The following is a 26,227-nucleotide window of genomic DNA, read 5'->3' as shown; positions in this document are numbered from 1 at the left end:
CATCGCTGAATCCCGCTGACCCGGCGGGCTGTAAGCCGTTGTTCCGTGTCAGTGGGAGCGCATTATAGGGAGTAATTCCGAAGTGACAAGGGGAAATTTCAAAAAACTTTTCGTTCGCTCAACTTTCCATCACCAGGGTGATTTAACGCGCTATTTGCTGGTCATTTGCGCAATTTCCCGCGCAAATCTGCCCACCTGCTGCCAGTCGGTATACACCACTTCTTTAGTGACATCCGTTTCGCCGCCGGTCATCTTCATAATAAGGCGAATCATAAACCGATCGTACCAACGATAGCGTGGATAGCGGAGCGCGCCGGCAAACACCGCGCAGTGCTGCGGCTGCCACGGCGAGTTAAGCAGAAACTTGCGGGTGTAGCTGTTGGTCTGCGGCGTTCGTTTTTCTGGCTTACGCGCGACGAGGTTGACCGAGAAAAAGGCGCCCGGTAGCGCCTGCAGCGACTGAAGATGCGTTTTTACAAACCGTTCTAAGGCGGGATGAAAATGACCATAGCGGATTGATGCGCCGATGACGACACGATCGTATAAGGGCCACTCCACTTCATTGGTGCGGTTGAGATCGATCGTGTCCGCATCAATCCCCTGCTCTTTTAATTCAGATGCCAGATAGGAGGCGATTTCACGCGTCTGTCCGTCGCGGGTAGAAAAGAGAATCAAAGTTTTCACAGGCACTCCTGTTATTCGCGCCAGAAAGTCGGAGTAAATAGCACCAGCAAGGTGAACACTTCCAGACGACCAAACAGCATATTAGCAATCAAGATCCATTTTGCGACAGGGTTCATCGTCGCAAAGTTATCCGCCACCACGCCCAGCCCAGGGCCAAGGTTATTCAGCGTCGCAACGACCGAAGCAAAGGCCGAGAAATCATCCACGCCGGTGGCGATAATCGCCAGCATACTAATGATAAACACCAGCGCATAGGCGGAGAAGAATCCCCAGACGGCTTCCAGGATACGTTCCGGCAGCGCGCGGTTCCCCAGTTTAATACTGTATACCGCGTTAGGATGTACCAGCCGTTTAAGCTCACGGTTACCCTGCTTGAAAAGCAGAAGAATACGGATAACCTTCAAACCACCGCCAGTCGACCCGGCACAGCCGCCGATAAAAGCCGAACAGAGGAGGAGGACCGGTAAAAATAGCGGCCAGCGCGCAATGCTGTCGGTCGTGAAGCCCGCCGTTGTCGCCATCGATACAACCTGAAAGAACGCCTGATTCACCGTCATGAGCGCCGAACTGTAGACGTCATGCAGCCACAGCACCAGGGTACATACCACCACCAGCGTGAGCTGCACGCCGATGAACATGCGGAATTCGGGATCGCGCCAGTACACTTTCAGGCTACGCCCGCTGAGTAATGAAAAGTGCAGGCCGTAGTTACAGCCCGATATCAGCAAGAAAATCGCAATAATGGAGTTAATCGTTGGGCTATTAAAGTAGCCCACGCTGGCGTCATGGGTGGAGAATCCGCCAATCGCAATCGTCGAGAAGCTGTGCCCGATGGCGTCGAACGCCGGCATGCCGGCAAACCACAGCGCCAGCGCACAGGCCACCGTCAGTAAGACATAGATAAGCCACAGCGTTTTCGCCGTCTCAGCAATGCGCGGCCGCATCTTGTTATCTTTCAGCGGCCCGGGCATTTCCGCCCGATACAGCTGCATCCCCCCGACGCCCAGTATCGGCAGTATCGCTACCGCCAGCACGATGATCCCCATCCCGCCAAACCATTGCAGCATCTGACGATAGAAAAGAATGGCGTGGGGTAACGAATCTAACCCAACCAGCGTGGTTGCCCCGGTCGTTGTCAGACCCGAGAAGGATTCAAAGAAGGCATCCGTAATGCTCAGGTTGGGCTGTTCAGAGAAGATAAAGGGCAGCGAACCGACGCTTCCGAGCACCGTCCAGAACAGCACGACGATGAGAAACCCTTCGCGGGATTTCAGTTCCCCCTTCTCACGACGGTTGGGCCACCACAGCAGCGAACCGATCGCCAGGGCAACGAAAAAGGTCTGGGTAAACGCCCGCCCCGCACCATCGCGATATATCAGGGCTATTAATCCCGGGAGGATCATTGTCCCCGAAAACAAAATGACCAGCAGTCCAACGATTCGGGTTATCGCGCGAAAATGCATCTCTGGCGCTTCCTTTGATATGCAAAAAAATCAGGTGGGGATTATTCGTCAATCTTCAGTAATTGCAACGAACCGCGACTAAAATCAGCCAGTTTTGCTGAAAATAGCGCCACTTCAGCCTGAGGAAGCGCCACGCGCAGCTGAACAGACGCTTGATATTCGCTTTCGACAATTTTCCCTGAGAACTGAGCCAACAGCGTTTCAATCCCGGCCAACTGCCCGTATTCACACTGCAAAGTATACGCGGTCAGCGGCGTCTTGCGCTGTGTTGTCAGCAGCGCAAGCGCCTGGTGCACGCCGCCGCCGTACGCTTTGACCAGGCCGCCGGTGCCCAGCAGAATACCACCGTAGTAGCGCACGACGACAGCGGTTATCTCGCCGACGCCGCTACCCATCAGCTGCGCCAGCATCGGTTTACCCGCCGTCCCCGCCGGTTCGCCATCGTCGGAAAACCCCAGCTGCTGCGAGTCATTCGGAGGCCCGGCGACCCACGCCACGCAGTGGTGACGGGCATCCGGGTGATCCGCCCTGACTGACTCGACAAACGCCTTTGCCGCCGCTACGCCGTCGGTGTGCGCCAACAGCGTGATAAAGCGGCTCTTTTTGATCTCTTCCACAAAGGTGGCCGGCGCGGCCGGTATCAACCAGCTTTCCATTACGCCAGTTTCAGATCGCGCGTCATGTTTTCAATACTGTTTTCGTGGATCACGACGTTGTCTTCAATACGAATACCGCCAAACGGTTTCAGCGCTTCAATTTTCTGCCAGTTGAAGTGTTTGCTGAACTGCCCTTCGCGCCACGGCGCCAGCAGCGATTCAATAAAGTAGATGCCCGGTTCAATCGTCAATACCATCCGCGGCTGCAGTACGCGCGTGCAGCGCAGGTAAGGATATTTTGCCGGCGCGGCCAGATGGGTACCCGAATCATCCTGCATAAAACCCGCGACATCATGAACCTGCAGACCCAAAGGATGACCAATGCCGTGCGGCATAAACGGTCCGGTCAGGTCGTTTTCCACCATCGCTTCTTCGCTCATATCTTTGACTATCTGATGTTTGCGCAGCAGTTTGGCAATACGCTGATGGAACTGGACATGATAATCCACGTAGCTCACGCCCGCCTTCATGGTGCTAATCAGCGCCAGCTGTTCCTCATTAACGTCTTTAATCAGTTGAGCATAGTCACTATCGCCATGCGCCGCCCAGGTACGCGTCAGATCCGCCGCATAGCCGTTATATTCCGCGCCCGCATCCAGCAGGAAGCTGCGCAATTCCGCCGGCGCGCGATGATCCAGCTTCGTATAATGCAGCACGGAGGCATGTTCGTTCAGCGCCACAATGTTGCTGTACGGTACATCGGTGTCGCGATGGCCGGTCGCGGTCAGATAGGCCTGGTTGATATCAAGCTCGCTCATCCCGGAGAGGAACGCTTCATGAGCGGCCTGATGACCGTTAACCGCTGACTTCTGCGCTTCGCGCATGCAGGCCAGCTCATAGTCAGTTTTATAAGAACGATAGTAGTGCAGATAATCGATCGCCCCTTTCGGGTTGATTTTATCCGCCGCGATATCTAACCCCAACGCACGTTCCGGCACCGGCCCGATATAGGCAATATTGCCGCGCGCGGCGGGCAGCTGGCTGCCGATACCATCCGCTTTCGGCAGGGCAATCACATCCACCTCTTCGGTCCAGAATGAGGTCGGCAGCGGTTCCACGTTATGCCAGTAGTCGACCGGCAGATAGAACCACAGTTTGGGTTTGTTGACGCCGTCCACCAGCAGCCAGCAGTTAGGGACCTGCGTAACCGGCACCCAGGCTTTGAACTGGGGATTGACCTTGAACGGATACGGATGATCGTCAAGGAAGACGTTGACCAGTTCACCGGAGTGGATCAGCAGGGCATCCAGCTTAAAGCGGGCCAGAACATCGCGGGTGCGTTCTTGTAAGGTAACGATATGATTTTTATAGAGACCGGCAAGGGATTCCATCATTTATCCTTTGATTTTATGAGATCGTGATGCTTCGCATCTTAGCACAATGACCTCAAACGGGGTGATCTCTACCGGGTGTGATCCGACCAGCATTTATTTAAAGTCTTATTTGCAATTTCTTAACATAAAATCCACACTCCGTCTCATCTGGTACGACCAGATCATATTGCTGGATTCAGGAGACTGACATGCTCTACAAAGGCGACACCCTGTACCTCGACTGGCGGGAAGACGGCATTGCCGAACTGGTATTTGATGCCCCCGGCTCGGTCAACAAGCTCGATACCGCAACCGTAGCCAGCCTCGGTGAAGCGCTGGACGTACTCGAAAAACAAAAAGATCTGCAAGGGCTGCTGCTACGCTCCGAGAAAGCCGCTTTTATTGTCGGCGCGGATATCACCGAATTTCTTTCTCTGTTCCTGGTTCCCGAAGAACAGCTCAGCCAGTGGCTGCATTTCGCTAATAGCGTATTTAATCGCCTGGAAGATTTGCCGGTTCCGACCATCTCCGCCGTCAACGGCTATGCGTTGGGCGGCGGCTGCGAATGCGTGCTGGCGACCGATTATCGCCTGGCGACGCCGGATCTGCGCATTGGTCTGCCGGAAACGAAGCTGGGCATCATGCCGGGCTTTGGCGGCTCGGTGCGGATGCCGCGGATGCTTGGCGCGGACAGCGCGCTGGAAATCATTGCCGCCGGTAAAGACGTTGGCGCCGAACAGGCCTTAAAAATCGGCCTCGTCGATGGCGTGGTTAAGCATGAAAAACTGATCGATGGCGCGGTCGCGATTCTTCGTCAGGCTATTAAAGGCGACCTGGACTGGAAGGCGAAGCGCCAGCCGAAGCTGGAGCCGCTGCATCTGAGTAAAATTGAAGCCGCGATGAGTTTTACCATCGCCAAAGGCATGGTGGCGCAAACCGCCGGGAAGCACTACCCGGCCCCGATTACCGCCGTTAAAACCATCGAAGCCGCCGCCCGCTTTGGTCGCGAAGAAGCGCTGGATCTGGAAAATAAAAGTTTCGTCCCGCTGGCGCATACCAACGAGGCGCGTGCGCTGGTAGGTATCTTCCTTAACGATCAGTACGTCAAAGCAAAAGCGAAGAAGCTGACGAAAGATATCGACACGCCAAAACACGCGGCCGTGCTGGGCGCGGGAATTATGGGCGGAGGCATTGCATACCAGTCAGCCTGGAAAGGCGTGCCGGTCGTCATGAAAGATATCAACGACAAATCGCTGACGCTGGGCATGACCGAAGCGGCCAAGCTGCTGAATAAACAGCTTGAGCGCGGCAAAATCGACGGTCTTAAGATGGCTGGCGTCATTTCTACTATTCAGCCAACCCTGGATTACGCCGGCTTTGAACGCGTGGACGTCGTGGTCGAAGCCGTTGTTGAGAATCCGAAAGTGAAAAAAGCGGTGCTGGCGGAAACGGAAGACAAAGTCCGCCCGGATACCGTGCTGGCTTCGAATACCTCCACCATTCCCATCAGCGAGTTGGCCAGCGTACTGAAGCGCCCGGAAAACTTCTGCGGTATGCACTTCTTTAACCCGGTGCACCGGATGCCGCTGGTCGAGATCGTTCGCGGCGAGAAAAGCTCGGACGAAACCATTGCGAAAGTGGTCGCCTGGGCCAGCAAAATGGGCAAAACGCCGATTGTGGTCAACGACTGCCCCGGTTTCTTTGTTAACCGCGTGCTGTTCCCCTACTTCGCCGGTTTCAGCCAGCTGCTGCGCGACGGCGCGGACTTCCGCAAAGTCGATAAAGTGATGGAGAAGCAGTTTGGCTGGCCGATGGGCCCGGCCTATCTGCTGGACGTCGTTGGCATTGATACCGCGCATCACGCGCAGGCGGTCATGGCGGCGGGCTTCCCGCAGCGGATGCAGAAAGATTATCGCGATGCGATCGATGCGCTGTTCGACGCTAACCGTTTCGGCCAGAAAAATGGCCTCGGCTTCTGGCGCTACAAAGAAGACAGTAAAGGTAAGCCGAAGAAGGAAGAGGATACCGCAGTCGATAGCCTGCTGGCGGAAGTCAGCCAGCCGAAGCGTGATTTCAGCGATGAAGAGATTATCGCCCGCATGATGATCCCCATGGTCAACGAAGTGGTGCGCTGTCTCGAAGAGGGCATTATCGCCACCCCGGCAGAAGCCGATATGGCGCTGGTTTATGGCCTGGGCTTCCCTCCGTTCCACGGCGGCGCGTTCCGCTGGCTGGATACGCTCGGTAGCGCAAAATATCTCGATATGGCCCAGCAGTATCAGCATCTCGGCCCGCTATACGACGTGCCGGAAGGATTGCGCAGCAAAGCGCGTCATAACGAACCGTACTATCCACCGGTTGAGCCTGCCCGTGCGCCAGGCGACCTGAAAAAGGCTTAAGGAGTCACAATGGAACAGGTTGTCATTGTCGATGCAGTTCGTACCCCGATGGGCCGTTCAAAGGGCGGCGCCTTTCGCCACGTGCGCGCGGAAGACCTCTCCGCGCACCTGATGCGTAGCCTGCTTTCACGCAACCCATCCCTTGAAGCCAGCACGATTGACGATATTTACTGGGGCTGCGTTCAGCAGACTCTGGAACAGGGTTTCAATATTGCCCGCAACGCGGCGCTGCTGGCGGAAATCCCGCATTCGGTACCCGCCACTACGGTCAATCGGCTGTGCGGTTCCTCCATGCAGGCGCTTCACGACGCGGCACGCATGATCATGACCGGCGACGCCAGCGTATGCCTGATTGGCGGCGTAGAGCATATGGGCCACGTCCCGATGAGCCACGGCGTAGATTTCCATCCGGGCCTGAGCCGTAACGTCGCCAAAGCCGCCGGAATGATGGGGCTGACGGCAGAAATGCTGGCGCGCCTGCACGGCATCAGCCGCGAGATGCAGGACCAGTTTGCGGCTCGCTCCCACGCCCGCGCCTGGGCTGCGACGCAATCCGGCGCATTCAAAGCGGAAATTGTCCCAACCGGCGGTCACGACGCCGACGGCGTGCTGAAGTCTTACAGCTACGACGAAGTGATTCGCCCGGAGACAACGGTTGAAGCGCTGGCCGCGCTTAGACCCGCTTTCGATCCGGTAACCGGAACCGTGACGGCGGGAACCTCATCCGCCCTCTCCGATGGCGCCGCAGCCATGCTGTTAATGAGCGAAAGCCGCGCCCGCGAGCTGGGCCTGAAGCCCCGCGCTCGCGTGCGTTCGATGGCTGTCGTCGGCTGCGACCCGTCAATAATGGGCTATGGTCCGGTTCCCGCGTCAAAACTGGCGCTGAAAAAAGCCGGGCTCTCCACCAGCGATATCGATGTGTTCGAAATGAACGAAGCTTTTGCCGCGCAGATCCTGCCGTGCATTAAAGATCTGGGACTGATGGAACAGATCGACGAGAAGATCAACCTCAACGGCGGCGCGATCGCCCTGGGTCATCCGCTCGGCTGTTCCGGCGCACGCATTAGCACCACATTGATCAACCAGATGGAGCGCAAAGACGCGCAGTTCGGCCTGGCGACGATGTGTATTGGTTTAGGTCAGGGTATCGCGACGGTATTCGAGCGGGTTTAATCAAAGAGTCATCTCAAAGCCATTGGTGCCAGAACAAGGCGGCAAGTGAATGAATCCCGATGAGCTTACATATAGTAAGTGATTCGGGTGAATGAATGCAGCCAACGCAGTTATGGTGACAATGGCGAAGAGAGAGGGTTTAGTTGCCGTTCTTCCCGCCTGTCAGGGGCGGGTTTTTTATTTCCGCTATTCGGTTATTATCACCGGATACGTCACGCTCATTAAGGATAATGAAGAGTCATGAAAATAATCCCCATCATTTTTTTGCTAACGACGTTCCCTGCCGCAGCGCTCGCCAGCGAACAGGATAACGCTCAGGCCTGCCTCTCATGGGGGATCGGTAAAATGGCGCAGGATCCGCAAAGCGAGCGGTTCAAGGATCTGACCGTCACCGATATCACTACCGAACGCTATGATGAGAAGATAGGCAGCCAGCATATCGCGACGCAGCTAGCCGCCACGCTGGAAAAAGAAGGGAACCCGGTAGGGAAAATGCTCTGTTTGCTGGAAAACGAGCGACCGCTGTACGTTTACTTCAGCGATGCCCGGTAACAACAGCATCCGGGCCAAAAGCCCGGATGCCGGCAGAGCGGCTATCAGATAAACGCAAAGGCATCGCCAAACAGGCGATCTTCGCGCGCGCCGCGCTCGTTGCAGAACAGGTCGCGGGCAATTTTCGCCATCTCGAAGCGGCCAGCGATATAGATATCATGCTCGCCCAGCGTACCGTAATCCTGCAGAACCGCCGTGAGTACGGTTCCGGTACGGCCACGCCACTCGGCGTCAGGCTGCTCAACAACGGGTTCGACGCGCAGGCCCGGATGCTGCAGGCTTAACGCTTCGAGCTCGGCCAGGTCATAGAGATGTTTCGCTTCGCGCCCGCCCCAGTAGATGGCGATATCGCGATTCGGATTGCGCGCCAGCGCGGTGAGCAGAATCGAACGCACGTAAGAGAAGCCCGTTCCCCCGGCGATTAAAATCAGCGGGCGTTCTTCGTCATCGCGCAGCCAGGCTTCGCCATGCGGCATATCGACCTCGATTTGACGCTCTTTCAGGATCCGATCCATCACTGCCATCGCATACAGGTTCAGTTCAGATGCACCGATATGCAGTTCGATAAACTCCTGTTCCGACGGCGTGGAGGCCATCGAGAATGGGCGCTTATCGCGTTCGTCCATCACGACCATCAGATACTGACCGGCACGGAAGGAAAACGCCGCTTCCGGCACTAATCGAACGCGATACACAGTATCGGTAATCGCCTCCACCGAGGTCACTTTACAGCTTAAGGTTGTCATGCGTCCCCTCTGTCGGGTCTATTGTGCAAAACAGCGGCGTAGCCCCGCTTACTGTTATTTGAAGATAGCCAGTTCATCCCAGATGGCGTCGACGCGCGCCGTCACCTCAGGATCTTTCTTGATCGGACGACCCCACTCGCGCTGGGTCTCTCCAGGCCATTTATTTGTGGCATCCAGCCCCATTTTTGAACCCAAACCGGAAACCGGTGAGGCAAAATCCAGATAATCAATTGGCGTATTTTCTACCAGTACCGTATCACGCGCCGGGTCCATACGGGTAGTAATCGCCCAAATCACATCATTCCAGTCGCGCGCGTTGACATCGTCATCGCAGACAATAACGAACTTGGTATACATGAACTGGCGGAGGAACGACCAGACGCCCATCATGACGCGTTTCGCGTGACCGGCGTACTGCTTCTTCATCGTGACGACCGCCAGGCGATAGGAACAGCCTTCAGGCGGCAAATAGAAATCCACGATTTCAGGAAACTGCTTTTGCAGAATGGGGACGAACACTTCGTTCAGCGCAACGCCCAGTACCGCCGGCTCATCCGGCGGACGCCCGGTATAGGTCGAGTGATAGATGGCATCTTCACGCTGAGTAATGTGGGTAACGGTAAAGACCGGGAAGTTATCCACTTCATTGTAGTAGCCAGTATGGTCGCCATAGGGGCCTTCCGGAGCCATTTCTCCGGCTTCAATATACCCTTCCAGCACGATCTCCGCGCTGGCGGGCACCTCAAGATCGTTAGAGATGCACTTCACGACTTCGGTTTTGGTGCCGCGCAGTAGCCCGGCAAAAGCGTATTCGGAAAGGGTATCCGGAACCGGAGTCACCGCCCCGAGAATGGTTGCCGGATCGGCGCCCAGCGCGACGGAGACCGGGAAACGCTCGCCAGGACGCGCCGCGCACCACTCCTGGAAGTCCAGCGCGCCGCCGCGATGCGATAGCCAGCGCATAATCAGCTTGTTCTTGCCAATCAGCTGCTGGCGATAAATGCCCAGATTCTGCCGCTCTTTATGCGGGCCGCGGGTCACCGTCAGACCCCAGGTGATCAGCGGCGCGGCATCTTCCGGCCAGCAGGTCATGATCGGGATACGGGTCAAATCAACTTCATCACCCTGAATGATTTTTTGCTGGCACGGCGCTCCGCGCAGACGCTTAGTCGGCATATTCAGCACCTGTTTGAACTGCGGCAGCTTATCAAACAGATCGCGGAAGCCTTTTGGGGGTTCCGGCTCTTTCAGGAATGCCAGAAGCTTACCCACTTCCCGCAGAGAACTGACATCCTCCTGCCCCATCCCCAGCGCGACTCGCCGCGGCGTGCCGAAAAGATTACACAGTACCGGCATGGCGTAGCCCTTGGGATTTTCGAATAGCAGCGCCGGACCGCCAGCTCGCAAAGTGCGGTCAGCAATTTCGGTGATTTCCAGGTGAGGATCGACCGGCAGGGAGATCCGTTTCAATTCCCCCTGCTGCTCCAGTAATGTCAGAAATTCGCGTAGATCGTGGTATTTCATGGAGTTGTTATTGACCTCTATACAGGCGGGTGATTATACGGCGTTCGCCGGAGCTATGCTGTATTTTTGTTAAATTAGCGTGAAAGAACGCTGAAATTTAGTTTTCACCCGCAATGATTTCGCGATCGTACCGGGCTTTTGTTATGCTTGCAGCTAGTAGCATTGGAAAGAGTCATTATGCAAGCCTGGTACTTACTTTATTGCAAACGTGGGCAGCTTGAACGAGCCCAGGAACACCTTGAACGGCAGGCCGTCAATTGCCTGATGCCAACGATCGAGCTGGAAAAAATCGTCCGCGGTAAACGCACGACGGTCAGCGAGCCCCTGTTCCCAAATTATCTGTTTATCGAGTTCGACCCGGAAGTGATTCATACCACTACCATCAGCGCCACGCGCGGTGTGAACAGTTTTGTGCGTTTCGGCGCGCTGCCCGCTATCGTGCCATCTGCCGTCATTCATCAGCTTTCCATCTACAAACCGGAAGGTATCACCGATCCTGAAACGCCGCACGAAGGCGACAGCGTGCTGATTACCGATGGCGCTTTTGAGGGTCTGCAGGCTATTTTTACCGAACCGGACGGCGAAGCCCGCTCGATGCTGCTGCTGAATCTGCTTAACAAGCAGGTGCTCCAGAGCGTTAAAAATACTGACTTTTATAAAATCTGACGGCGCTTAAAAACCCACGCCAAAAAGCCTTCTGACGTTAGCATCAGTCACGTCTTCCAGCCATTGCGCCTCCTCCCCACGCCATTGCGCGATGCGGGTCAGAATATGCGGCAGGTAGGCGGGCTCATTGCGGCGAGAAGCGGGTTTTGGCAGCATATCTCGCGGCAACAGGTACGGCGCATCGGTCTCAATCAGCAGGCGCTCTGCCGGAATATCGACCAGCAGCTCTCGCAGCTCCAGCCCCCGACGCTCATCGCATACCCAGCCGGTGATACCAATAAATAAACCGTGCTCCACGCATTCGCGCATCTCTTCGCGGCTACCGGTAAAACAATGCACAACGGCCCCCGGGAGCTTATCAAGCCAGGGCACCAGCAGGGCCAGGAAGCGCTCGTGCGCATCGCGGCAGTGCAGAAATACCGGCATCGACAGCTCCGCGGCCAGCGCCAGCTGAGCGCTAAACGCCGCTTCTTGCTCCTGAGGCGTCGAAAAATTGCGGTTGAAATCCAGCCCGCACTCACCCACCGCAACGACTTCCGGCTCGCGAGCCAGCGCATAGACCGCTGCCGCCGCCGAGTCCGTCCAGCTGCGACTGTCGTGGGGATGAACGCCGGCCGTTGACCAGCACCCGGAATAACGGCGCGCCAGCTGCTGCGCCTGCGCGCTTTCATGCAGGTTGGTTCCCGTCAATAGCATCCCGCTGACGCCCGCCGCCCGGGCCCGGGAAACCACCTCGTCGCGATCGCGGGAAAACTGCGAACTGGTCAGATTTACGCCGATATCAAACATCATCGCTCCCATACGGCAACCGCCCTGGCGGGCGGTTGAACGTTATTCTTCTTTGCCCTGCGCCTCTTCGGCAGCGGCATCCTCATCACGCGTCAGGCGTTTACCGGTATAGAACCGCGCGAAGAAGACTCCAACCTCAAACAGACAGTACATCGGAATTGCCAGCAGGGTTTGCGAGAACACGTCCGGCGGGGTCAGCAGCATCCCGATGACAAAGGCGCCAACCAGTACATAGGGGCGTTTCTTACGCAGATCTTCCGGCGTGGTGACGCCCATCCAGCACAGCAGCACGATGGCCACCGGAACCTCGAATGAGACGCCAAAGGCGATAAACAGCGCCATCACAAAGTCGAGGTAGCTGCGAATATCGGTAGAGACCTGTACACCTTCCGGCGCCGCATGGGTCAGAAAACCAAACGCCAGCGGGAAAACGACGAAGTAGGCAAAGGCCATGCCGATATAGAACAGCAGCGTACTGGAGACCAGCAGCGGCATAACCAGCCGACGTTCATGCTTATACAGCGCTGGCGCCACAAAGGCCCAGACCTGATACAAAATGACCGGGACCGACAAAATTATCGATACCATAAAGGTCAGCTTGATCGGCGTGAAGAAAGGCGAGGCCACATCCGTGGCAATCATGGTCGCACCGACCGGCATCTGCCGAATCAGCGGCGCGGAAACCAGCTGATAGATATCGTTGGCGAAATAGACTAACGCCAGGAAAATCACCAGAATCGCAAGAATGCTGTTGATCAAGCGCTTGCGCAGCTCAATCAGATGCGTAATTAGCGGTTGAGTATCGTCTACGCCCATTTTTACTGTTTATCACTCGGTACAGGGGAGGAGGAATCGGAAGCCGACACGGCAGCTTTCACTTTCGCTGCCGGGATTTCACTCTGCGAAGCGGGGAGTTCTTCAGACACGGAGTCAGGCGCATGCTCTGGCGCACTGGCCTGATGTTCAGCCGTCGCTGGCGTCACGTCCTTGCGCTGCTCTTCACTCCCTTTTACGACCGGGTTGTGAATGGTATTGGCTTCGTCGCTGGCTTTTTCAGGATCGTGGGCGGAGTAGGATCGCTTCATAGATTCAGCCGCTTCACGCAGTTCATCCATTGAAGCTTTTAGCTCGGGCGTCAGGTTGTCCAGGCTGGCCTTTTCCACCTTTTTAAGGCTTTCCTGAAACTCCTGCAGTTTTAATTCCTGGGTAATTTCATTTTGTACGGTAGCCGCAAGCGACCGCAGCGTGCGGATCCAGCTCACCACCGTCTTTACCGCTACCGGTAGTCGCTGTGGCCCCAGAACGATGAGGCCAATCACGAATACCAGCAGCAGCTCACTAAAACCGATATCGAACACGAATTATACCTGCTCTTTGTCGTGGCGTTTAGTCTCGTCTTTCTTTGCATCATCCGGCTTATCAGCAAGGGTCTTCGCCGCGAAATCTGCATCCGGCGCGGAGGATTTTTCCGGTTTCTCTTCGTCGCTCATGGCCTTTTTAAAGCCTTTGATCGACGCCCCTAAATCTGAACCGAGCGAGCTCAGCTTTTTTGTCCCAAAAAGCAGAACCACGATGACGACAACAATGAGTAACTGCCAAATACTGATACCACCCATACACATTCCCCTATGACAGATGATGAATTATTAGGACGCATTATACACATTATGCGCAGTGATAAAGGCGGCCGCCGTCAGTTCGTCTTTCGCCAGCCGATAAGCCAGGTTACGACCCCAGCGGCCATCAGCCAGCCTGGCATCATGCCCCACTCGGGACGATGAATGAATAGCAGCGTACCACTCAGTAATAAAACCGCGCCTATACCGAACAAATAGCGGGACTGACCCTGGCGCACGTGCCGCACCTGGATGTCGCGCACGATGGTATCGACGCTATTCTGCAGCTGCTTGCTTTGCTGCAGGCTCTGGTAAACCAGCTCCGGTATTTCCGGCATTCTTTCGATCCAGAACGGCGCTTTTTCTTTAAACGCCCGCACCAGAGCCGGAATGCCCACCTGATCTTTGATCCACGATTCAAGGAACGGTTTCGCCGTTTTCCACAAGTCTAACTGAGGATAGAGCTGGCGACCTACACCTTCTACGTAAAGTAATGTCTTCTGCAGCAGAACCAGCTGCGGCTGCACTTCCATATTGAAACGTCGCGCCGTATTAAACAGGTTCAACAACACGTGGCCAAACGAGATTTCCGCCAGCGGTTTTTCAAAGATAGGCTCGCAGACGGTACGAATAGCAAACTCGAACTCTTCAACGTTGGTATCCGCGGGAACCCAGCCGGAATCAACGTGCAGCTCCGCAACTTTGCGATAATCGCGGTTGAAGAAGGCAATGAAGTTCTCCGCCAGATAGCGCTTATCCTCTTTGTTCAGCGAACCGACAATACCGCAGTCAATACCAATGTACTGCGGATCTTCCGGATGATGACGACTGACAAAAATATTGCCCGGATGCATGTCGGCATGGAAGAAGCTGTCGCGGAAAACCTGCGTAAAGAAGACCTGCACGCCACGCTCGGCCAGCAGCTTCATGTTAGTCCCCTGCGCTTCCAGCGCGGCGACGTCGGACACCGGGATCCCGTAAATCCGCTCCATCACCATCATGCCTTCGCTACAGTAGTCCGAATAAACTTCCGGGACATAAAGCATTGGGCTCTCGTCGAAGTTGCGGCGAAGCTGGATAGCGTTAGCCGATTCACGCAGCAGGTTGAGCTCATCCAGCAGCGTTTTTTCATATTCGCGAACCACTTCCTGCGGGCGAAGGCGACGGCCGTCCGGTAACAGACGCGGCACCCAGCGGGCAAGACGGTAGATGAGCTTCATATCCGCTTTGATAACCGGCACGATATCCGGGCGGATCACCTTAATGACCACCTCTTTACCGTTCTCTTTCAGACGCGCGGTATGCACCTGGGCAATAGAAGCGGAAGCGAGCGGTTCAACAGAGAAGTCATCAAACCAGGCTTCTACCGGCAGGCCGCCCATGGCTTGCTCAATCTGCTTTTTGGCCTGCAGACCGTCAAAGGGCGCGACGCGATCCTGCAGCATGGCCAGCTGATCGGCAATGTGCGGCGGAAACAGGTCGCGACGGGTCGAGAGCATCTGGCCAAACTTGATCCACACCGGCCCCAGTTCTTGTAATGCGAGGCGCAGTCGCTCGCCAAGAGGACGATCTTTATGGCGGTTGGGCATCCAGAACAGCATCCGCCGCCAGATTCGCAGCGGCAGCGTGATACGCATTTTGGGAATGAGCTCATCAAGCCCGTAGCTCAAAAAGGTGTGGACGATAAAATACAGGCGCCGTAATTCTCCTGGCGTCATTTGCCCTCCAGCGTGTCCAGCCGTTTTTCCAGCGCGGCCAGGGTTCGTTCTACCGCAGCGGTTTCCTCTGCAAACCAGGCCAGCTCCAGCGGCCCCGGCGCCAGGCGCCACTCTTCGGTAATCGCTTCCGCGACATAGCGCTGCTGGCGTTGAGCGCCATGCAGAAGAAAGCGAGCGCCGCCGCGGAATACTTTACTAAAGCCTTCCGCAACCACATCACCGGTATACGGGGCGAGCAGTTCAGCCGGATCGAACTCTGCCAGATCGCACAGCGTGACGGTATTTTGCACCACCTGCAGGTCGCCCTGCACTTCAAGATCGCCGCTACGAATCAGCGCGGTAAGCTGCTGGCGATTGCGCAATTGCGGAAGCACGCTAAGGCGGGTACGTACAGTGCAATCAGCCTCACCTTCCCACGCGCCCAGCACGTCCAGCTGATGTTCGCTAAAAACCAGCACCACAGGATCGGAAAGCTCTTGCAGCTCGATGCGCAGCACTTTCCCCAGCAGGCGCTGGCGCGCGGGTTTCAGCGCCCGATCGCGCCAGAGGAAGGTGTTAAGGACCGTCTCAAGACCGGCGGTAACCAGTGGTTTGAAAGGCATAGCGTCCCTCCTGTCAGAACTTATATCCGCGGTGTAGCGCAACGATACCTGCCGTCAGGTTGTAGTAGTCGACGCTTTCAAACCCTGCGTCCTGCATCATGCCTTTCAGCGTGTCCTGATCGGGATGCATTCGAATAGATTCAGCAAGATAACGATAGCTTTCGGCATCTTTAGCAACCAGCTCACCCACGCGCGGCAGGATATGGAAGGAATAGGCGTCGTAGGCTTTACTGAGCGGCTCAATAATCGGTTTTGAGAATTCCAGCACCAGCAGGCGGCCGCCCGGCTTTAATACGCGATACATTGAGCGCAGCGCTTTTTCTTTGTCGGTCACGTTACGCAGACCGAAAGAAATCGTAATGCAATCAAAGGTGTTGTCTGCAAAAGGCAGCGCTTCAGCGTTTGCCTGGACGTATTCCACGTTGCCGACAATACCAATGTTACGCAGCTTTTCGCGGCCCATTTTCAGCATAGAGTCGTTGATGTCCGCCAGCATCACGCGGCCGGTTTCACCCACCAGGCGAGAGAATTTCGCCGTCAGATCGCCGGTACCACCAGCCAGATCCAATACGGTTTGCCCGCGGCGGACGCCGCTGCAGTCGATGGTGAAACGCTTCCACAAACGATGAATACCGAACGACATCAGGTCGTTCATTACGTCATATTTTGCGGCCACAGAATGAAATACATGCGCCACCATGTCAGCTTTCTGCTCTTTGGCGACAGTCTGAAAGCCAAAATGCGTCGTTTCTTGTGAATCCTCAACCATCTCAATGCCTGCTTGCTTATCAAGAAAATGTTCGTTGAGTGTAACAGGTTTAGCGCACTTCCCATACGCTTCAACGTGGCCGGGAGCCGCCCCCAAACATGGCAGTAGCCGTAGGATCGGATGAAATATCGTTATCTTCCGGCGGGTTACCCCCCTGCGCAAGGCGGTATTCTTCATCCTGGGCCGTCGCCTGTTCAACTAACTCAGGATTAATCTCACGCTTAACCTCCACGCCCAGCTCACGGAATGATTCCGCCTGTACCAGCAGGTTACCTCGTCCGGAGGCGAGCTTTTTCATCGCCTGGCGGTAGTTATCCTGAGCTTTATCCAGGCCCTGTCCGATGGCGGACATATCATCGACAAACAGGCGCATCTTGTCATACAGCCGCCCCGCTCTTTCGGCAATTTTCTGCGCGTTACGGCTCTGATGCTCATAGCGCCAGAGATTGGCGATAGTCCGCAGCGCCACCAGCAGCGTGGTTGGGCTCACCAGCATGATGTTGTTCTTCAGCGCTTCGCTAATGAGTTCTGGCTGACGATCGATAGCCAGCAGGAAGGCGGGCTCCACCGGGATAAACATCAGAACATAGTCGAGCGAACGCAGCCCCGGCAGCTGCTGGTAGTCTTTACGCCCCAGCAGGCGCATATGGTTGCGTACCGAAGCGATATGCTCCTGCAGCGCCGCTTCACGGGTGTAATCATCTTCGGCGTTGAAATAGCGCTCATAGGCCACCAGGGTCATCTTGGCATCGATCACCACGTCTTTCCCCTGCGGTAAACGGACAATCACATCGGGCTGCATCCGCGCGCGGTTGTCCGTTTCGATGCTGACCTGGGTCTGATATTCATATCCTTCCCGCAGTCCGGACGCTTCCAGCACGCGGGTCAACACCACCTCGCCCCAGTTGCCCTGGGTTTTGTTATCGCCTTTGAGCGCGCGCGTCAGGTTTAGCGCCTCCTGGGCCATTTGCGCATTCAGCTGCTGAAGATTGCGGATTTCATGGGCCAGAGTATGGCGCTCCCGCGCTTCCTGGCCAAAGCTATCCTGCACCTGCCGACGAAAGCCATCCAGCTGTTCGCGAAGCGGCGTCAGCAGGCCGTGCAGGCTCTGGCGATTCTGCTCATCCACCCGCCGGTTGCTGTGCTCAAAAATGCGATTTGCCAGATTCTCAAACTGTTCGCTAAGACGCTGCTCGCTGTTCACCATCTGGCGAATTTTGTCTTCCGCATGCAGCTGAGTGGCTTCAAGTCGGGTGGTCACTTCGCGAAGATCGGCTTCCAGCGAGGCGTTGATATCGCGCAGGCTGCGCAGTTCGTTATTGAGCAGTTCACACTCTTCTCGCCAGTGTGACTCCTGCACCAGACGTTGGCGGGCCGCGCTCAGCTCAATATCCAGCTCGCGCCGCTCATCGATAAGATCGGCGCGAATTTGATCGGCGTGCGCTTTGGTCGCCAGCCAGCCGACAATCAGCCCGACGGCCAGCGCCACAACGGCACTAATAATAATTGAGATATCCACAACGCCCCCTGCGGCAACGACTTACGGCACAAAATAGAATTGTGCTGTACAAACGTCCAGTTTGAAAGGGTTTTCCTGCGAGGCGCTACGCAAAAAAGAAGGGCCGGAGAGTCCGACCCCTGGCAGAAGAAAGGGTAACTACAGCAGGCGGCGCGCCGCTTCCACGACAATTTTCACCGCGTGGCTTTCGGTTTGCTTCATGGTTTCCGCGTTCGGAATTTCCTGCTGGGTACGGTTGACGATAACTCCGGCAACCATCCCGGCGCGCAGGCCCTGGCTGGCGCACATCGTCAGCAGCGTGGCGGATTCCATTTCATAGTTCATCACGCCCATCGCCTGCCACTCTTCCATCGAGCCTTTAAAGCGGCTAACAACGCGGCCGGAGAAGGTATCGTAACGTTCCTGGCCCGGATAGAAGGTGTCGGAAGAGGCGGTGACACCGATATGGGTGGTCGCGCCGATAGACTTAGCCGCTTCAACCAGCGCGGTAGTACATTCAAAGTCAGCCACCGCCGGGAACTCCATTGGCGCAAAGTGCAGGCTTGCGCCGTCCAGACGGACGGACGCGGTCGTCACCAGAACGTCGCCGACATTAATATGCGGCTGAATGGCGCCGGTGGTGCCGATGCGCAGGAAGGTACGGATGCCCAGCTGGGCCAACTCTTCCACGGCGATAGAGGTCGATGGGCCGCCGATACCGGTAGAGCAGACAATCACTGCTTTACCATCCAACTCAGCGCGCCAGGTGGTGAATTCACGGTGAGATGCCAGCTTAACCGGCTTATCCATCAGCGCGGCGATCTTTTCCACACGCTCCGGATCGCCAGGGACGATAGCCAGCGTAGCCCCTTGTAAATCGTTTTTGGTGAGGCCGAGATGAAAAACATCAGACTTGGACATAAAAAACTCCTCTGTGGGTCGAATTATCAGCAGAAGCAAAACGGTACTTTACAGAAGCTGTCGGCTCAATTTTGTGACCACAATCACCATGAATGAAATTCATTGCAATAACTTTCCATAAAAGAGTGATATACATCACATTAACAAGCTAAATCGCAGAAGCCTGAACAAAAGATAGCCTGTTTCGGGCACTGTGTTTGATTAACGTCCTGTCCAGAGCAGCTATAGTTATTGATGCGCTAATAAATTGAGGGTACGGAGAATACCATGACGACAATTAAGCAAACCGGCTTTGCACCTGCAGCCACGCCGCACGCCTCAACTGCCGTTCACACATCAGATGAGAACATCGTCTCCGGGGAGACATCCATCCCTTCACAGGGAGACAACATGCCGGCGTTCCATGCTCGCCCGCGCGGCGTCGACGGTCCGCTGCCGGTCGTTATCGTGGTCCAGGAAATTTTCGGCGTGCATGAACATATCCGCGATATCTGCCGCCGTCTGGCAAAGGAGGGGTATCTGGCTATCGCACCGGAACTCTACTTCCGCCAGGGCGATCCTAATGATTACAGCGACATCCCTTCTCTGTTCCAGGGACTGGTCAAAAAGGTGCCGGATTCTCAGGTGCTGGCCGACCTCGATCACGTGGCCAGCTGGGCCTACCGCCACGGCGGCGATGCCCATCGCTTGCTGATTACCGGCTTCTGCTGGGGCGGGCGTATTACCTGGCTGTACGCTGCGCATAATCCGCAGTTAAAAGCCGCCGTCGCCTGGTACGGCAAGCTGGTCGGCGAGAAAACGCTGAATTCGCCGAAGCATCCGGTCGATATTGCCGTCGATCTTAACGCGCCGGTGTTAGGGCTTTATGGCGCGAAAGATGACAGCATCCCGCAGGACACGGTGGAAACGATGCGTCAGGCGCTGCGGGCGGCCAACGCCACGGCGGAAATCGTGGTTTACCCGCACGCCGACCACGCTTTTAATGCCGACTATCGCGCCAGCTATCATGAAGAGTCGGCAAAAGACGGCTGGCAGCGGATGCTGGCCTGGTTTGCGCAGTATGGCGGTAAGCGCGGTTAACGATCAGCTATTGCCGATATGGCGGCTCACCATCCCGGCAATAGTACCGTCCGCTATCCAGGAAGAGAGGCGGCGGCAAATAAATTCATAGTGCTGCGTCGCATTGCGCGGTACGCATATCGCCTGGTGTATCTGGCTAAAGCTGTCGGTCAGAACGCGAAACTGCGGATTCTCCTGCGCAGCTTTCTCCAGAGGCTGGCGAATACCGGCCACCCAATCGCCTTCGCCGTTGATAAATGCCTGAATAGCCTCCTGTGAGGTGGCGTACTGGCGCATCGTCGCATGCTGCAGCGTGCGAATCAGATACAGCTCGTAGGCCGCGCCTTTGCCCACGTTAATTACCACGCCTGCGCGGTCCATCTCCTGAACCGATTGAATCTGGCTCTCTTTTTTCACCATCAGCGAGCTTTCGATAGTGACGTAGGATGGCGTAAAGCGAAGCTTATCTTCCCGCGCCGGGTCGATAGCCAGAAAGGCGATATCCCATTGATCCTGCAGCGCCGCGTCCACTACCTGCCCGGCCGTCGGCCAGGTCACAAACCGCGCTTCGCGCTGGCTCTCTGCAGCCAGTTTCTTTGCCAGCTCGACGGTAATCCCCCCCGGAGACCCATCCGGCAGCAGTGTCGTAAGCACCGGATTACCCAGATTAATGGCAAAACGCAAATACCCTTTTTGATCGTGGTGTTCAATCATCTTTCACCTCAGGAGAGTTATCACAGCTTCGGTTCAGGGAACGCTTAACTGTAGTCAAAGACATCCGTCCTGAGCAACAGCCGGGAGCGGGTGGACGTTGTCCAGACGCTGCCGCCTCACGCCGAACAGTTCTTCGCATTCGGTTTTGCCAGCGAAGAGAGGAAACCAAAAAAGGAGGCCGGGGCCTCCCACAAGTGTGATTTATATTACGCCTGGCGCAGGTTTTGCGCGGCCTTGACCATGTTGGCCAGCGCGGCGCGCGTTTCCGTCCAGCCGCGGGTTTTCAGGCCGCAGTCCGGGTTCACCCACAGGCGCTCTGCCGGGATACGCTGCGCGGCTTTTTCCAGCAGCGCTTCAATCCACTCCACGCTCGGCACGTTCGGGGAGTGAATGTCGTACACGCCCGGCCCGATTTCATTCGGGTAGTCGAACGCTTCGAACGACTCCAGCAGCTCCATATCAGAGCGCGAGGTTTCGATGGTAATCACGTCCGCATCCAGCGCGGCGATGGAATCCATGATGTCGTTGAACTCGCAATAGCACATATGGGTGTGGATCTGCGTGTCGTCTTTCGCCACCGCGGCATTGATACGGAAAGCTTCCACCCCCCATGCCAGATACGCATCCCAGTCGCTACGCTTCAGCGGCAGGCCTTCCCGCAGGGCCGGTTCGTCGATCTGGATGATACCGATACCGGCGGCTTCCAGATCCGCCACTTCATCGCGCAGCGCGAGGGCTATCTGTTTCGCAATCGTTTCACGGCTGACGTCCTCACGCGGGAAGGACCAGCAAAGAATGGTCACCGGGCCGGTCAGCATGCCTTTTACCGGTTTGTCGGTCAGGGACTGAGCATATTTTGCCCACTCGACGGTGATCGCCTCCGGGCGGCTGATATCGCCGATGACCACCGGCGGTTTGACGCAGCGGGAGCCGTAGCTCTGTACCCAGCCGTTCTGCGTGAAAATAAAGCCGTCCAGGTGTTCGCCGAAGTATTCCACCATATCGTTACGCTCGGCTTCACCGTGTACCAGCACGTCCAGCCCCAGTCGCTCCTGCTCAACGATCGCCTGCTTAATGTGTTCGGCGATGCCGGTGCGGTAGCGGTTAGCATCGAGATTGCCCTTTTTGAAGTCCAGGCGCAGGCCGCGGATCTCGGTGGTCTGGGGGAAGGAGCCGATGGTGGTGGTTGGCCAGGCCGGCAGCTTAAAGCGGGCGCGCTGCGCTTCGGCGCGAACTTCGTAGACGCTTTGACGCTGGCTGTCCTGAGCGGTAATGGCCGCCAGACGCTTCTCTACCGCAGCGTTGTGCACGCGGGTTGACTGGCGACGTGCCTGGATCGGCGCGCTCCAGTCAGCAATCGCCGCGGTGTCGCCGCTGTTCAGCGCATCGCGCAGCAGCGCCAGCTCCCGGCATTTTTGCAGGGCGAAGGCAAACCAGCTCTTCACTTCGGCATCGAGCCGCGTTTCCACGTTCAGATCGATCGGGCTGTGCAGCAGGGAGCAGGAAGAGGCTACCCACAGTTCACGTTTGCCGACGATATCTTTAACCTGCGCGTATTTCTCGCTCAGATCGGCGCGCCAGACGTTGCGGCCGTTGATCAGCCCCGCGGAGAGCAGCCAGTCGGCAGGCAGGCGCTTATGCAGTTCGGCGACATCGTCCTGGCCGTGGACCAGATCCACATGCAGGCCCTGTACCGGCAGTGCGGTAATGGTGTCGAGGTTATCGGTAATGCCTTCAAAGTAGGTAGTCAGCAGCAGCTTAAGCTGACCGCTAAGGGCCGCGTAAGCCGGTTTGAAGGCATCCAGCCACGCCTGCGGCAGCTCGAGCACCAGCGCCGGTTCATCAATCTGCACCCACTCAACGCCGCGTTTTACCAGCTCCGCCAGCACCTGCTGGTAAACCGGCAGAATATCGTTCAGCAGGTTCAGACGATCGAACGACTCGCCTTTCACCTTACCAAGCCACAGATAGGTGACTGGCCCAAGCAGGACGGGCTTCACTTTGTGGCCCAGCGCCAGCGCTTCGTCCACCTCATCCAACAGCTGGTTCCAGCTCAGTTTGAACTGCTGGCCCTTCACAAATTCCGGCACTATGTAGTGGTAGTTAGTGTTAAACCATTTGGTCATTTCCGCCGCCGCGGCCGGTTCGCCGGTCGGCGCGCGGCCGCGGCCTATGCGAAAAAGGGTATCGATATCAACGGAGCCGTCTTTGTTCTGATGACGAGCCGGCACGTTGCCAAGCCACAGGCTGGTGGTCAGAACATGGTCGTACCAGGCGAAATCGCCCACCGGTAGCAGGTCAATGCCCGCCTGCTTCTGCTGTTCCCAGTGGCGAGCGCGCAGTTCGCGGCCAACGGCCAGCAGTTCTTCGCGGCTGGTATTGCCCGCCCAGTAGCTTTCTTGCGCTTTCTTCAGCTCGCGGCGCAGGCCAATGCGAGGGAAACCGAGGGTGTGGTTAATAATTGTCATTTTTTGAGCCTCATAATTGCAATCCGAAAGATTTCGGATTTAGGGAAGGCGGCAAACTTGCTCATCCCCAGGAGCTTACTGAAGTAAGTGACTGGGGTGAGGAAGTGCAGCCAACGCTGCCATAAATTCGAAAGATAAAGGATTTAGACGTCCAGATGTTTACACATCCATAATTGGCAGTTACTGTATATTCCTCAAGCGCAAATTATTCATGCCGAAGTGAAGGACTTTCATGATCGAAATTAAACACCTGAAAACGCTCCAGGCGTTGCGGAATAGCGGCTCTCTGGCAGGCGCGGCGGCGGCCCTGCACCAGACCCAATCCGCCTTGTCCCACCAGTTCAGCGATCTGGAACAGCGCCTCGGCTTCCGTCTGTTTGTACGTAAAAGTCAGCCGCTGCGCTTTACGCCGCAGGGAGAGATCCTGCTGCAGCTGGCCAATCAGGTCCTGCCGCAAATCAGCCGCGCCCTGCAGGATTGCAATGAGCCGCAGCAAACCCGGCTGCGTATCGCCATCGAATGCCATAGCTGTATTCAGTGGCTCACTCCGGCGCTGGAGAGTTTCCGCGCCCGCTGGCCGCATGTAGAGGTGGACTTTCAGTCCGGGGTGATCTTCGACCCGCAGCCGGGCCTGCAGCAGGGCGAGCTGGATCTGGTGATGACCTCCGATATCCTGCCGCGCAGCGGCCTGCACTATTCGCCAATGTTTGATTTCGAAGTGCGCCTGGTGATGGCGCCGGATCATCCGCTGGCGACAAAGGCGCGCATCGCGCCCGAGGATTTAGCGACTGAAATGCTGCTGATTTATCCGGTCCAGCGCGCACGTCTGGATATCTGGCGTCACTTCCTGCAGCCTGCCGGGATTAGCCCGCAGCTGAAGAGCGTCGACAATACGCTGCTGTTAATTCAGATGGTGGCGGCGCGAATGGGCATCGCCGCCCTGCCGCACTGGGTCGTGGAAAGCTTTGAGCGCCAGGGCCTGGTGGTGACCAAAACCCTGGGCGAGGGACTGTGGAGCCGACTGTACGCCGCGGTGCGCGACGGCGAGCAGCGCCAGCCGGTTACCGAGGCGTTTATTCGCTCAGCGCGGAACCACGCTTGCGATCATTTACCGTTTGTGCGGAGTGCGGAGCGACCCAGCGTCGATGGACCCATAGCGAGGCCAGGATCACCAGAGCGCCAATAATAAAGCTCGGCCAGCGGGGCTGCGTCTGCCAGATGGCCAGGTTTACCAGCAGCCCGGCAGGCACGTGCATATTGTTCATGATGCCGAGCGTACCGGCATCCACCTGGGTGGCGCCGTAGTTCCACATAAAGTAACCAATCCCGGATGCCGCCACGCCAAGAAAGGCCAGGATGCCCCACTGTAGCGAAGTTTCCGGCATTTTCTGCGCGTTACCCAGCATCGACCAGGCAACCGCCGCTACCAGAAACGCCCCGATGTAGAACCAGGCGAAGGCGTTATGCTGCGGCATCGGACGCGTTTCCATCAGGCGCTTGTACCCCACCATGCCAATCGCGAAGCTGATATTGGAGAGTTGAACCAGGATCAAACCGGTCCAGAAATGGTTGGTCACCTGGTCATAACGGATGATGCCCGCGCCGATTACCGCCAGCAGCGCGCTGCAGGCGTAGCCCCAGCGCAGGCGACGGCGGCTCATCACATCGTAAATCAGCGTGATATAGAGCGGCGTCAGGACGGTAAACAGCAGAAGCTCCGATACCGTCAGGTACAGATAGGCCTGGAAACTCAGCATATACATAATGCCGAGCTGCATCGCCCCCACCAGCATATACAGGCCGATGGTTGACAGGCTCTGCCCGCGGGTGCGCAGGAAGGGCAAAAACACCAGCGCCGCCAGGCCAACGCGCGCCAGCACCGCAAAATAGCTGTCGACGTGGCCTGCCAGGTATTCGCCATACAGGCTAAAGGAAAAGGCCCACAGAATGGTGGTGATAATCAGTAGCGCCACAATGAATGTCTCATAGAGTAAAGAACACGCATTGTAGCGGAGTGATAGGTTGACGACTGCTCGTTAATTAAACAATCGTCAATCTTTTTTAGTCAAGATAGAGTTTACGCAGGTAGTGGGGAACGGCGTCATCGACGTTGCTGCCAATCACTTCCAGCTCAGGATGCAGGTCTTTCAGCCGCTGGTGCGCGTTGGCCATAATGCAGCCCTTGCCCGCCATTGACAGCATTTCCGCATCGTTCATACCGTCGCCGAAGGCGATACACTCTTTCAGGCTATAGCCGAGCATCTTCGCCACGGCCTCCAGCGCATGCCCTTTCGACACGCCGCCCGCCATCACTTCGAGGCAGGTAACGGTAGAGAAGCTCACGTTCACCCGATCGCCCCAGCGGGCGTTGATCGCCTGCTCCAGCGGCAGCAGATGCTCATGCTTATCGCAGGTGAAAAAGACTTTGCTGATCCCTTCAGGATCCAGCTCGCCCGGCTCGTACAGCTTGTAGTTAAACACCGCCTCTTTGAAGAAGCGCATCTCTTCCGGACGATGGCGATTCATATACCACTCATCTTCGCGATAGACGTTGGTCACAATCGCCGGATCGTTACGCATCATTTCGAACAGGTCGGCGGCGATATCGCGGTCAAGGTTGTGGGCGAAGATCTGCTTCCCTTCGCTATCGTGCACGCGAGCGCCGTTCGAGGTGATCATATAGGATTTAATGCCGAGATTATCGCGAATTTGCCCAACATCGATATAGTGGCGGCCGGTCGCGAACACGAAGTTGATACCGCGTGCGGTAAGCAGCTTCAGCGTCTCTTTGGCGTAAGGAGTTAAGCAGTGATCGGGAGAAAGCAGCGTGCCATCTAAATCAGACGCAACAACCTGGTACATAAAAATTTTAACCTCTAAGCAGGGCGACGAGCGTT

General features: G+C 56.5%; 25 protein-coding genes. 6 read left to right on the top strand and 19 right to left on the bottom strand.

Translation table 11 applies throughout. The features are described 5' to 3' along the window. Positions 1 to 150: 150 nt before the first annotated feature. The 4 genes from hemG to pepQ are packed head-to-tail and all read right to left on the bottom strand — an operon-like array spanning position 151 to position 4,134. The gene (gene hemG / locus SIK97_RS26115) at positions 151 to 684 is read right to left on the bottom strand and encodes a menaquinone-dependent protoporphyrinogen IX dehydrogenase (protein WP_025108385.1); all 534 of its coding nucleotides are present in this window, start codon (positions 682 to 684) and stop codon (positions 151 to 153) included. Between the two features lie 11 nt (positions 685 to 695). Then, complete coding sequence (gene trkH / locus SIK97_RS26110; protein ID WP_004097624.1) at positions 696 to 2,147, bottom strand: Trk system potassium transporter TrkH; 1,452 nt, start codon at positions 2,145 to 2,147, stop codon at positions 696 to 698. Positions 2,148 to 2,188: 41 nt separating this feature from the next. Further along, entirely contained in the window at positions 2,189 to 2,803 is a 615-nt protein-coding gene (locus SIK97_RS26105) for an IMPACT family protein (protein WP_014227487.1), read from the bottom strand. Beyond that, positions 2,803 to 4,134, bottom strand: a complete 1,332-nt coding sequence (gene pepQ / locus SIK97_RS26100) for a Xaa-Pro dipeptidase (RefSeq protein ID WP_057173982.1) — start codon at positions 4,132 to 4,134, stop codon at positions 2,803 to 2,805. The genes SIK97_RS26105 and pepQ overlap by 1 nt, the downstream gene beginning before the upstream one ends. 191 nt (positions 4,135 to 4,325) lie before the next feature. Between pepQ and fadB the strand changes: the two genes are divergently transcribed. The 3 genes from fadB (at position 4,326) to SIK97_RS26085 (ending at position 8,240) form a co-directional block, all read left to right on the top strand. Next, positions 4,326 to 6,515: a fatty acid oxidation complex subunit alpha FadB gene (gene fadB, locus SIK97_RS26095; RefSeq protein WP_042944072.1), complete on the top strand. Its 2,190-nt coding sequence runs from the start codon at positions 4,326 to 4,328 to the stop codon at positions 6,513 to 6,515. Positions 6,516 to 6,524: 9 nt separating this feature from the next. Then, positions 6,525 to 7,688, top strand: coding sequence for an acetyl-CoA C-acyltransferase FadA (gene fadA / locus SIK97_RS26090; protein ID WP_004097616.1), 1,164 nt, complete (start codon positions 6,525 to 6,527; stop codon positions 7,686 to 7,688). Between the two features lie 240 nt (positions 7,689 to 7,928). Beyond that, positions 7,929 to 8,240, top strand: a complete 312-nt coding sequence (locus SIK97_RS26085; RefSeq protein WP_025108389.1) for a hypothetical protein — start codon at positions 7,929 to 7,931, stop codon at positions 8,238 to 8,240. A 44-nt stretch (positions 8,241 to 8,284) separates the two neighbouring features. Here the strand turns inward: SIK97_RS26085 and fre are convergent, their stop codons facing one another. Further along, a complete protein-coding gene (gene fre / locus SIK97_RS26080) occupies positions 8,285 to 8,986 on the bottom strand; it encodes an NAD(P)H-flavin reductase (protein WP_014227484.1) in 702 nt (233 codons plus the stop codon). Positions 8,987 to 9,040: 54 nt separating this feature from the next. After that, positions 9,041 to 10,510: a 4-hydroxy-3-polyprenylbenzoate decarboxylase gene (gene ubiD / locus SIK97_RS26075; protein ID WP_014227483.1), complete on the bottom strand. Its 1,470-nt coding sequence runs from the start codon at positions 10,508 to 10,510 to the stop codon at positions 9,041 to 9,043. A 177-nt stretch (positions 10,511 to 10,687) separates the two neighbouring features. On the opposite strand from ubiD, the gene rfaH reads away from it, so the two are divergent. Continuing rightward, positions 10,688 to 11,176, top strand: coding sequence for a transcription/translation regulatory transformer protein RfaH (rfaH, locus tag SIK97_RS26070; protein WP_004097595.1), 489 nt, complete (start codon positions 10,688 to 10,690; stop codon positions 11,174 to 11,176). Between the two features lie 6 nt (positions 11,177 to 11,182). Here the strand turns inward: rfaH and tatD are convergent, their stop codons facing one another. From tatD to udp, 9 genes are all read right to left on the bottom strand, one after another. After that, positions 11,183 to 11,977 (bottom strand): 3'-5' ssDNA/RNA exonuclease TatD, encoded by a 795-nt coding sequence (tatD, locus tag SIK97_RS26065; RefSeq protein ID WP_162934418.1) that lies wholly within the window; start codon positions 11,975 to 11,977, stop codon positions 11,183 to 11,185. A 30-nt stretch (positions 11,978 to 12,007) separates the two neighbouring features. Beyond that, positions 12,008 to 12,781, bottom strand: coding sequence for a Sec-independent protein translocase subunit TatC (gene tatC, locus SIK97_RS26060; RefSeq protein WP_032747388.1), 774 nt, complete (start codon positions 12,779 to 12,781; stop codon positions 12,008 to 12,010). Positions 12,782 to 12,783: 2 nt separating this feature from the next. Further along, positions 12,784 to 13,323 carry a Sec-independent protein translocase protein TatB gene (gene tatB / locus SIK97_RS26055; RefSeq protein ID WP_014227481.1) on the bottom strand — a complete coding sequence of 180 codons (540 nt, stop codon included), beginning with the start codon at positions 13,321 to 13,323 and terminating at the stop codon, positions 12,784 to 12,786. Positions 13,324 to 13,326: 3 nt separating this feature from the next. Continuing rightward, complete coding sequence (tatA, locus tag SIK97_RS26050; protein ID WP_025108391.1) at positions 13,327 to 13,581, bottom strand: Sec-independent protein translocase subunit TatA; 255 nt, start codon at positions 13,579 to 13,581, stop codon at positions 13,327 to 13,329. 77 nt (positions 13,582 to 13,658) lie between these two features. Further along, positions 13,659 to 15,299, bottom strand: a complete 1,641-nt coding sequence (gene ubiB / locus SIK97_RS26045) for a ubiquinone biosynthesis regulatory protein kinase UbiB (protein WP_025108392.1) — start codon at positions 15,297 to 15,299, stop codon at positions 13,659 to 13,661. Further along, complete coding sequence (ubiJ, locus tag SIK97_RS26040; protein WP_032747384.1) at positions 15,296 to 15,901, bottom strand: ubiquinone biosynthesis protein UbiJ; 606 nt, start codon at positions 15,899 to 15,901, stop codon at positions 15,296 to 15,298. Before ubiJ ends, ubiB begins: the two co-directional genes overlap by 4 nt. Before the next feature lie 13 nt (positions 15,902 to 15,914). Next, a complete protein-coding gene (gene ubiE / locus SIK97_RS26035; RefSeq protein WP_004097585.1) occupies positions 15,915 to 16,670 on the bottom strand; it encodes a bifunctional demethylmenaquinone methyltransferase/2-methoxy-6-polyprenyl-1,4-benzoquinol methylase UbiE in 756 nt (251 codons plus the stop codon). Between the two features lie 70 nt (positions 16,671 to 16,740). Next, positions 16,741 to 18,189, bottom strand: a complete 1,449-nt coding sequence (rmuC, locus tag SIK97_RS26030; RefSeq protein ID WP_032747382.1) for a DNA recombination protein RmuC — start codon at positions 18,187 to 18,189, stop codon at positions 16,741 to 16,743. Between the two features lie 138 nt (positions 18,190 to 18,327). Continuing rightward, complete coding sequence (gene udp, locus SIK97_RS26025) at positions 18,328 to 19,089, bottom strand: uridine phosphorylase (RefSeq protein ID WP_004097583.1); 762 nt, start codon at positions 19,087 to 19,089, stop codon at positions 18,328 to 18,330. A 267-nt stretch (positions 19,090 to 19,356) separates the two neighbouring features. Between udp and SIK97_RS26020 the strand changes: the two genes are divergently transcribed. After that, positions 19,357 to 20,169 (top strand): dienelactone hydrolase family protein, encoded by an 813-nt coding sequence (locus SIK97_RS26020; RefSeq protein ID WP_004097582.1) that lies wholly within the window; start codon positions 19,357 to 19,359, stop codon positions 20,167 to 20,169. 3 nt (positions 20,170 to 20,172) lie between these two features. Here SIK97_RS26020 and SIK97_RS26015 read toward each other — a convergent pair whose 3' ends face one another. Continuing rightward, on the bottom strand, positions 20,173 to 20,862 hold the full coding sequence (locus tag SIK97_RS26015) for a transporter substrate-binding domain-containing protein (protein ID WP_032747379.1): 690 nt from the start codon (positions 20,860 to 20,862) through the stop codon (positions 20,173 to 20,175). A gap of 206 nt (positions 20,863 to 21,068) precedes the next feature. Then, positions 21,069 to 23,330: a 5-methyltetrahydropteroyltriglutamate--homocysteine S-methyltransferase gene (gene metE, locus SIK97_RS26010; protein WP_047722753.1), complete on the bottom strand. Its 2,262-nt coding sequence runs from the start codon at positions 23,328 to 23,330 to the stop codon at positions 21,069 to 21,071. A 232-nt stretch (positions 23,331 to 23,562) separates the two neighbouring features. Between metE and metR the strand changes: the two genes are divergently transcribed. Further along, positions 23,563 to 24,516: an HTH-type transcriptional regulator MetR gene (gene metR, locus SIK97_RS26005; RefSeq protein WP_004097578.1), complete on the top strand. Its 954-nt coding sequence runs from the start codon at positions 23,563 to 23,565 to the stop codon at positions 24,514 to 24,516. Here the strand turns inward: metR and SIK97_RS26000 are convergent. Next, complete coding sequence (locus SIK97_RS26000; protein WP_025108396.1) at positions 24,404 to 25,303, bottom strand: carboxylate/amino acid/amine transporter; 900 nt, start codon at positions 25,301 to 25,303, stop codon at positions 24,404 to 24,406. The two genes, metR and SIK97_RS26000, sit on opposite strands and share 113 nt — an antisense overlap. A gap of 88 nt (positions 25,304 to 25,391) precedes the next feature. Beyond that, on the bottom strand, positions 25,392 to 26,192 hold the full coding sequence (gene yigL / locus SIK97_RS25995) for a sugar/pyridoxal phosphate phosphatase YigL (protein ID WP_025108397.1): 801 nt from the start codon (positions 26,190 to 26,192) through the stop codon (positions 25,392 to 25,394). Positions 26,193 to 26,227: the final 35 nt, after the last annotated feature.

Source organism: Klebsiella sp. JN_Kp126 (assembly GCF_033843325.1).
In the GTDB taxonomy this organism is placed as follows: Bacteria; Pseudomonadota; Gammaproteobacteria; order Enterobacterales; family Enterobacteriaceae; genus Klebsiella; species Klebsiella michiganensis.
The sequence above is the reverse complement of the archived record's forward strand: the minus strand, read 5'-3'. Positions and strand labels throughout refer to the sequence as shown.

Coding starts and splice junctions, on each gene's coding strand:
- trkH (WP_004097624.1), bottom strand. CDS start 2,147: ATGCATTTTCGCGCGATAACCCGAATCGTTGGACTGCTGGTCATTTTG.
- SIK97_RS26105 (WP_014227487.1), bottom strand. CDS start 2,803: ATGGAAAGCTGGTTGATACCGGCCGCGCCGGCCACCTTTGTGGAAGAG.
- pepQ (WP_057173982.1), bottom strand. CDS start 4,134: ATGGAATCCCTTGCCGGTCTCTATAAAAATCATATCGTTACCTTACAA.
- fadB (WP_042944072.1), top strand. CDS start 4,326: ATGCTCTACAAAGGCGACACCCTGTACCTCGACTGGCGGGAAGACGGC.
- fadA (WP_004097616.1), top strand. CDS start 6,525: ATGGAACAGGTTGTCATTGTCGATGCAGTTCGTACCCCGATGGGCCGT.
- SIK97_RS26085 (WP_025108389.1), top strand. CDS start 7,929: ATGAAAATAATCCCCATCATTTTTTTGCTAACGACGTTCCCTGCCGCA.
- fre (WP_014227484.1), bottom strand. CDS start 8,986: ATGACAACCTTAAGCTGTAAAGTGACCTCGGTGGAGGCGATTACCGAT.
- ubiD (WP_014227483.1), bottom strand. CDS start 10,510: ATGAAATACCACGATCTACGCGAATTTCTGACATTACTGGAGCAGCAG.
- rfaH (WP_004097595.1), top strand. CDS start 10,688: ATGCAAGCCTGGTACTTACTTTATTGCAAACGTGGGCAGCTTGAACGA.
- tatD (WP_162934418.1), bottom strand. CDS start 11,977: ATGGGAGCGATGATGTTTGATATCGGCGTAAATCTGACCAGTTCGCAG.
- tatC (WP_032747388.1), bottom strand. CDS start 12,781: ATGGGCGTAGACGATACTCAACCGCTAATTACGCATCTGATTGAGCTG.
- tatA (WP_025108391.1), bottom strand. CDS start 13,581: ATGGGTGGTATCAGTATTTGGCAGTTACTCATTGTTGTCGTCATCGTG.
- ubiB (WP_025108392.1), bottom strand. CDS start 15,299: ATGACGCCAGGAGAATTACGGCGCCTGTATTTTATCGTCCACACCTTT.
- ubiJ (WP_032747384.1), bottom strand. CDS start 15,901: ATGCCTTTCAAACCACTGGTTACCGCCGGTCTTGAGACGGTCCTTAAC.
- ubiE (WP_004097585.1), bottom strand. CDS start 16,670: ATGGTTGAGGATTCACAAGAAACGACGCATTTTGGCTTTCAGACTGTC.
- udp (WP_004097583.1), bottom strand. CDS start 19,089: ATGTCCAAGTCTGATGTTTTTCATCTCGGCCTCACCAAAAACGATTTA.
- SIK97_RS26020 (WP_004097582.1), top strand. CDS start 19,357: ATGACGACAATTAAGCAAACCGGCTTTGCACCTGCAGCCACGCCGCAC.
- SIK97_RS26015 (WP_032747379.1), bottom strand. CDS start 20,862: ATGATTGAACACCACGATCAAAAAGGGTATTTGCGTTTTGCCATTAAT.
- metE (WP_047722753.1), bottom strand. CDS start 23,330: ATGACAATTATTAACCACACCCTCGGTTTCCCTCGCATTGGCCTGCGC.
- metR (WP_004097578.1), top strand. CDS start 23,563: ATGATCGAAATTAAACACCTGAAAACGCTCCAGGCGTTGCGGAATAGC.
- yigL (WP_025108397.1), bottom strand. CDS start 26,192: ATGTACCAGGTTGTTGCGTCTGATTTAGATGGCACGCTGCTTTCTCCC.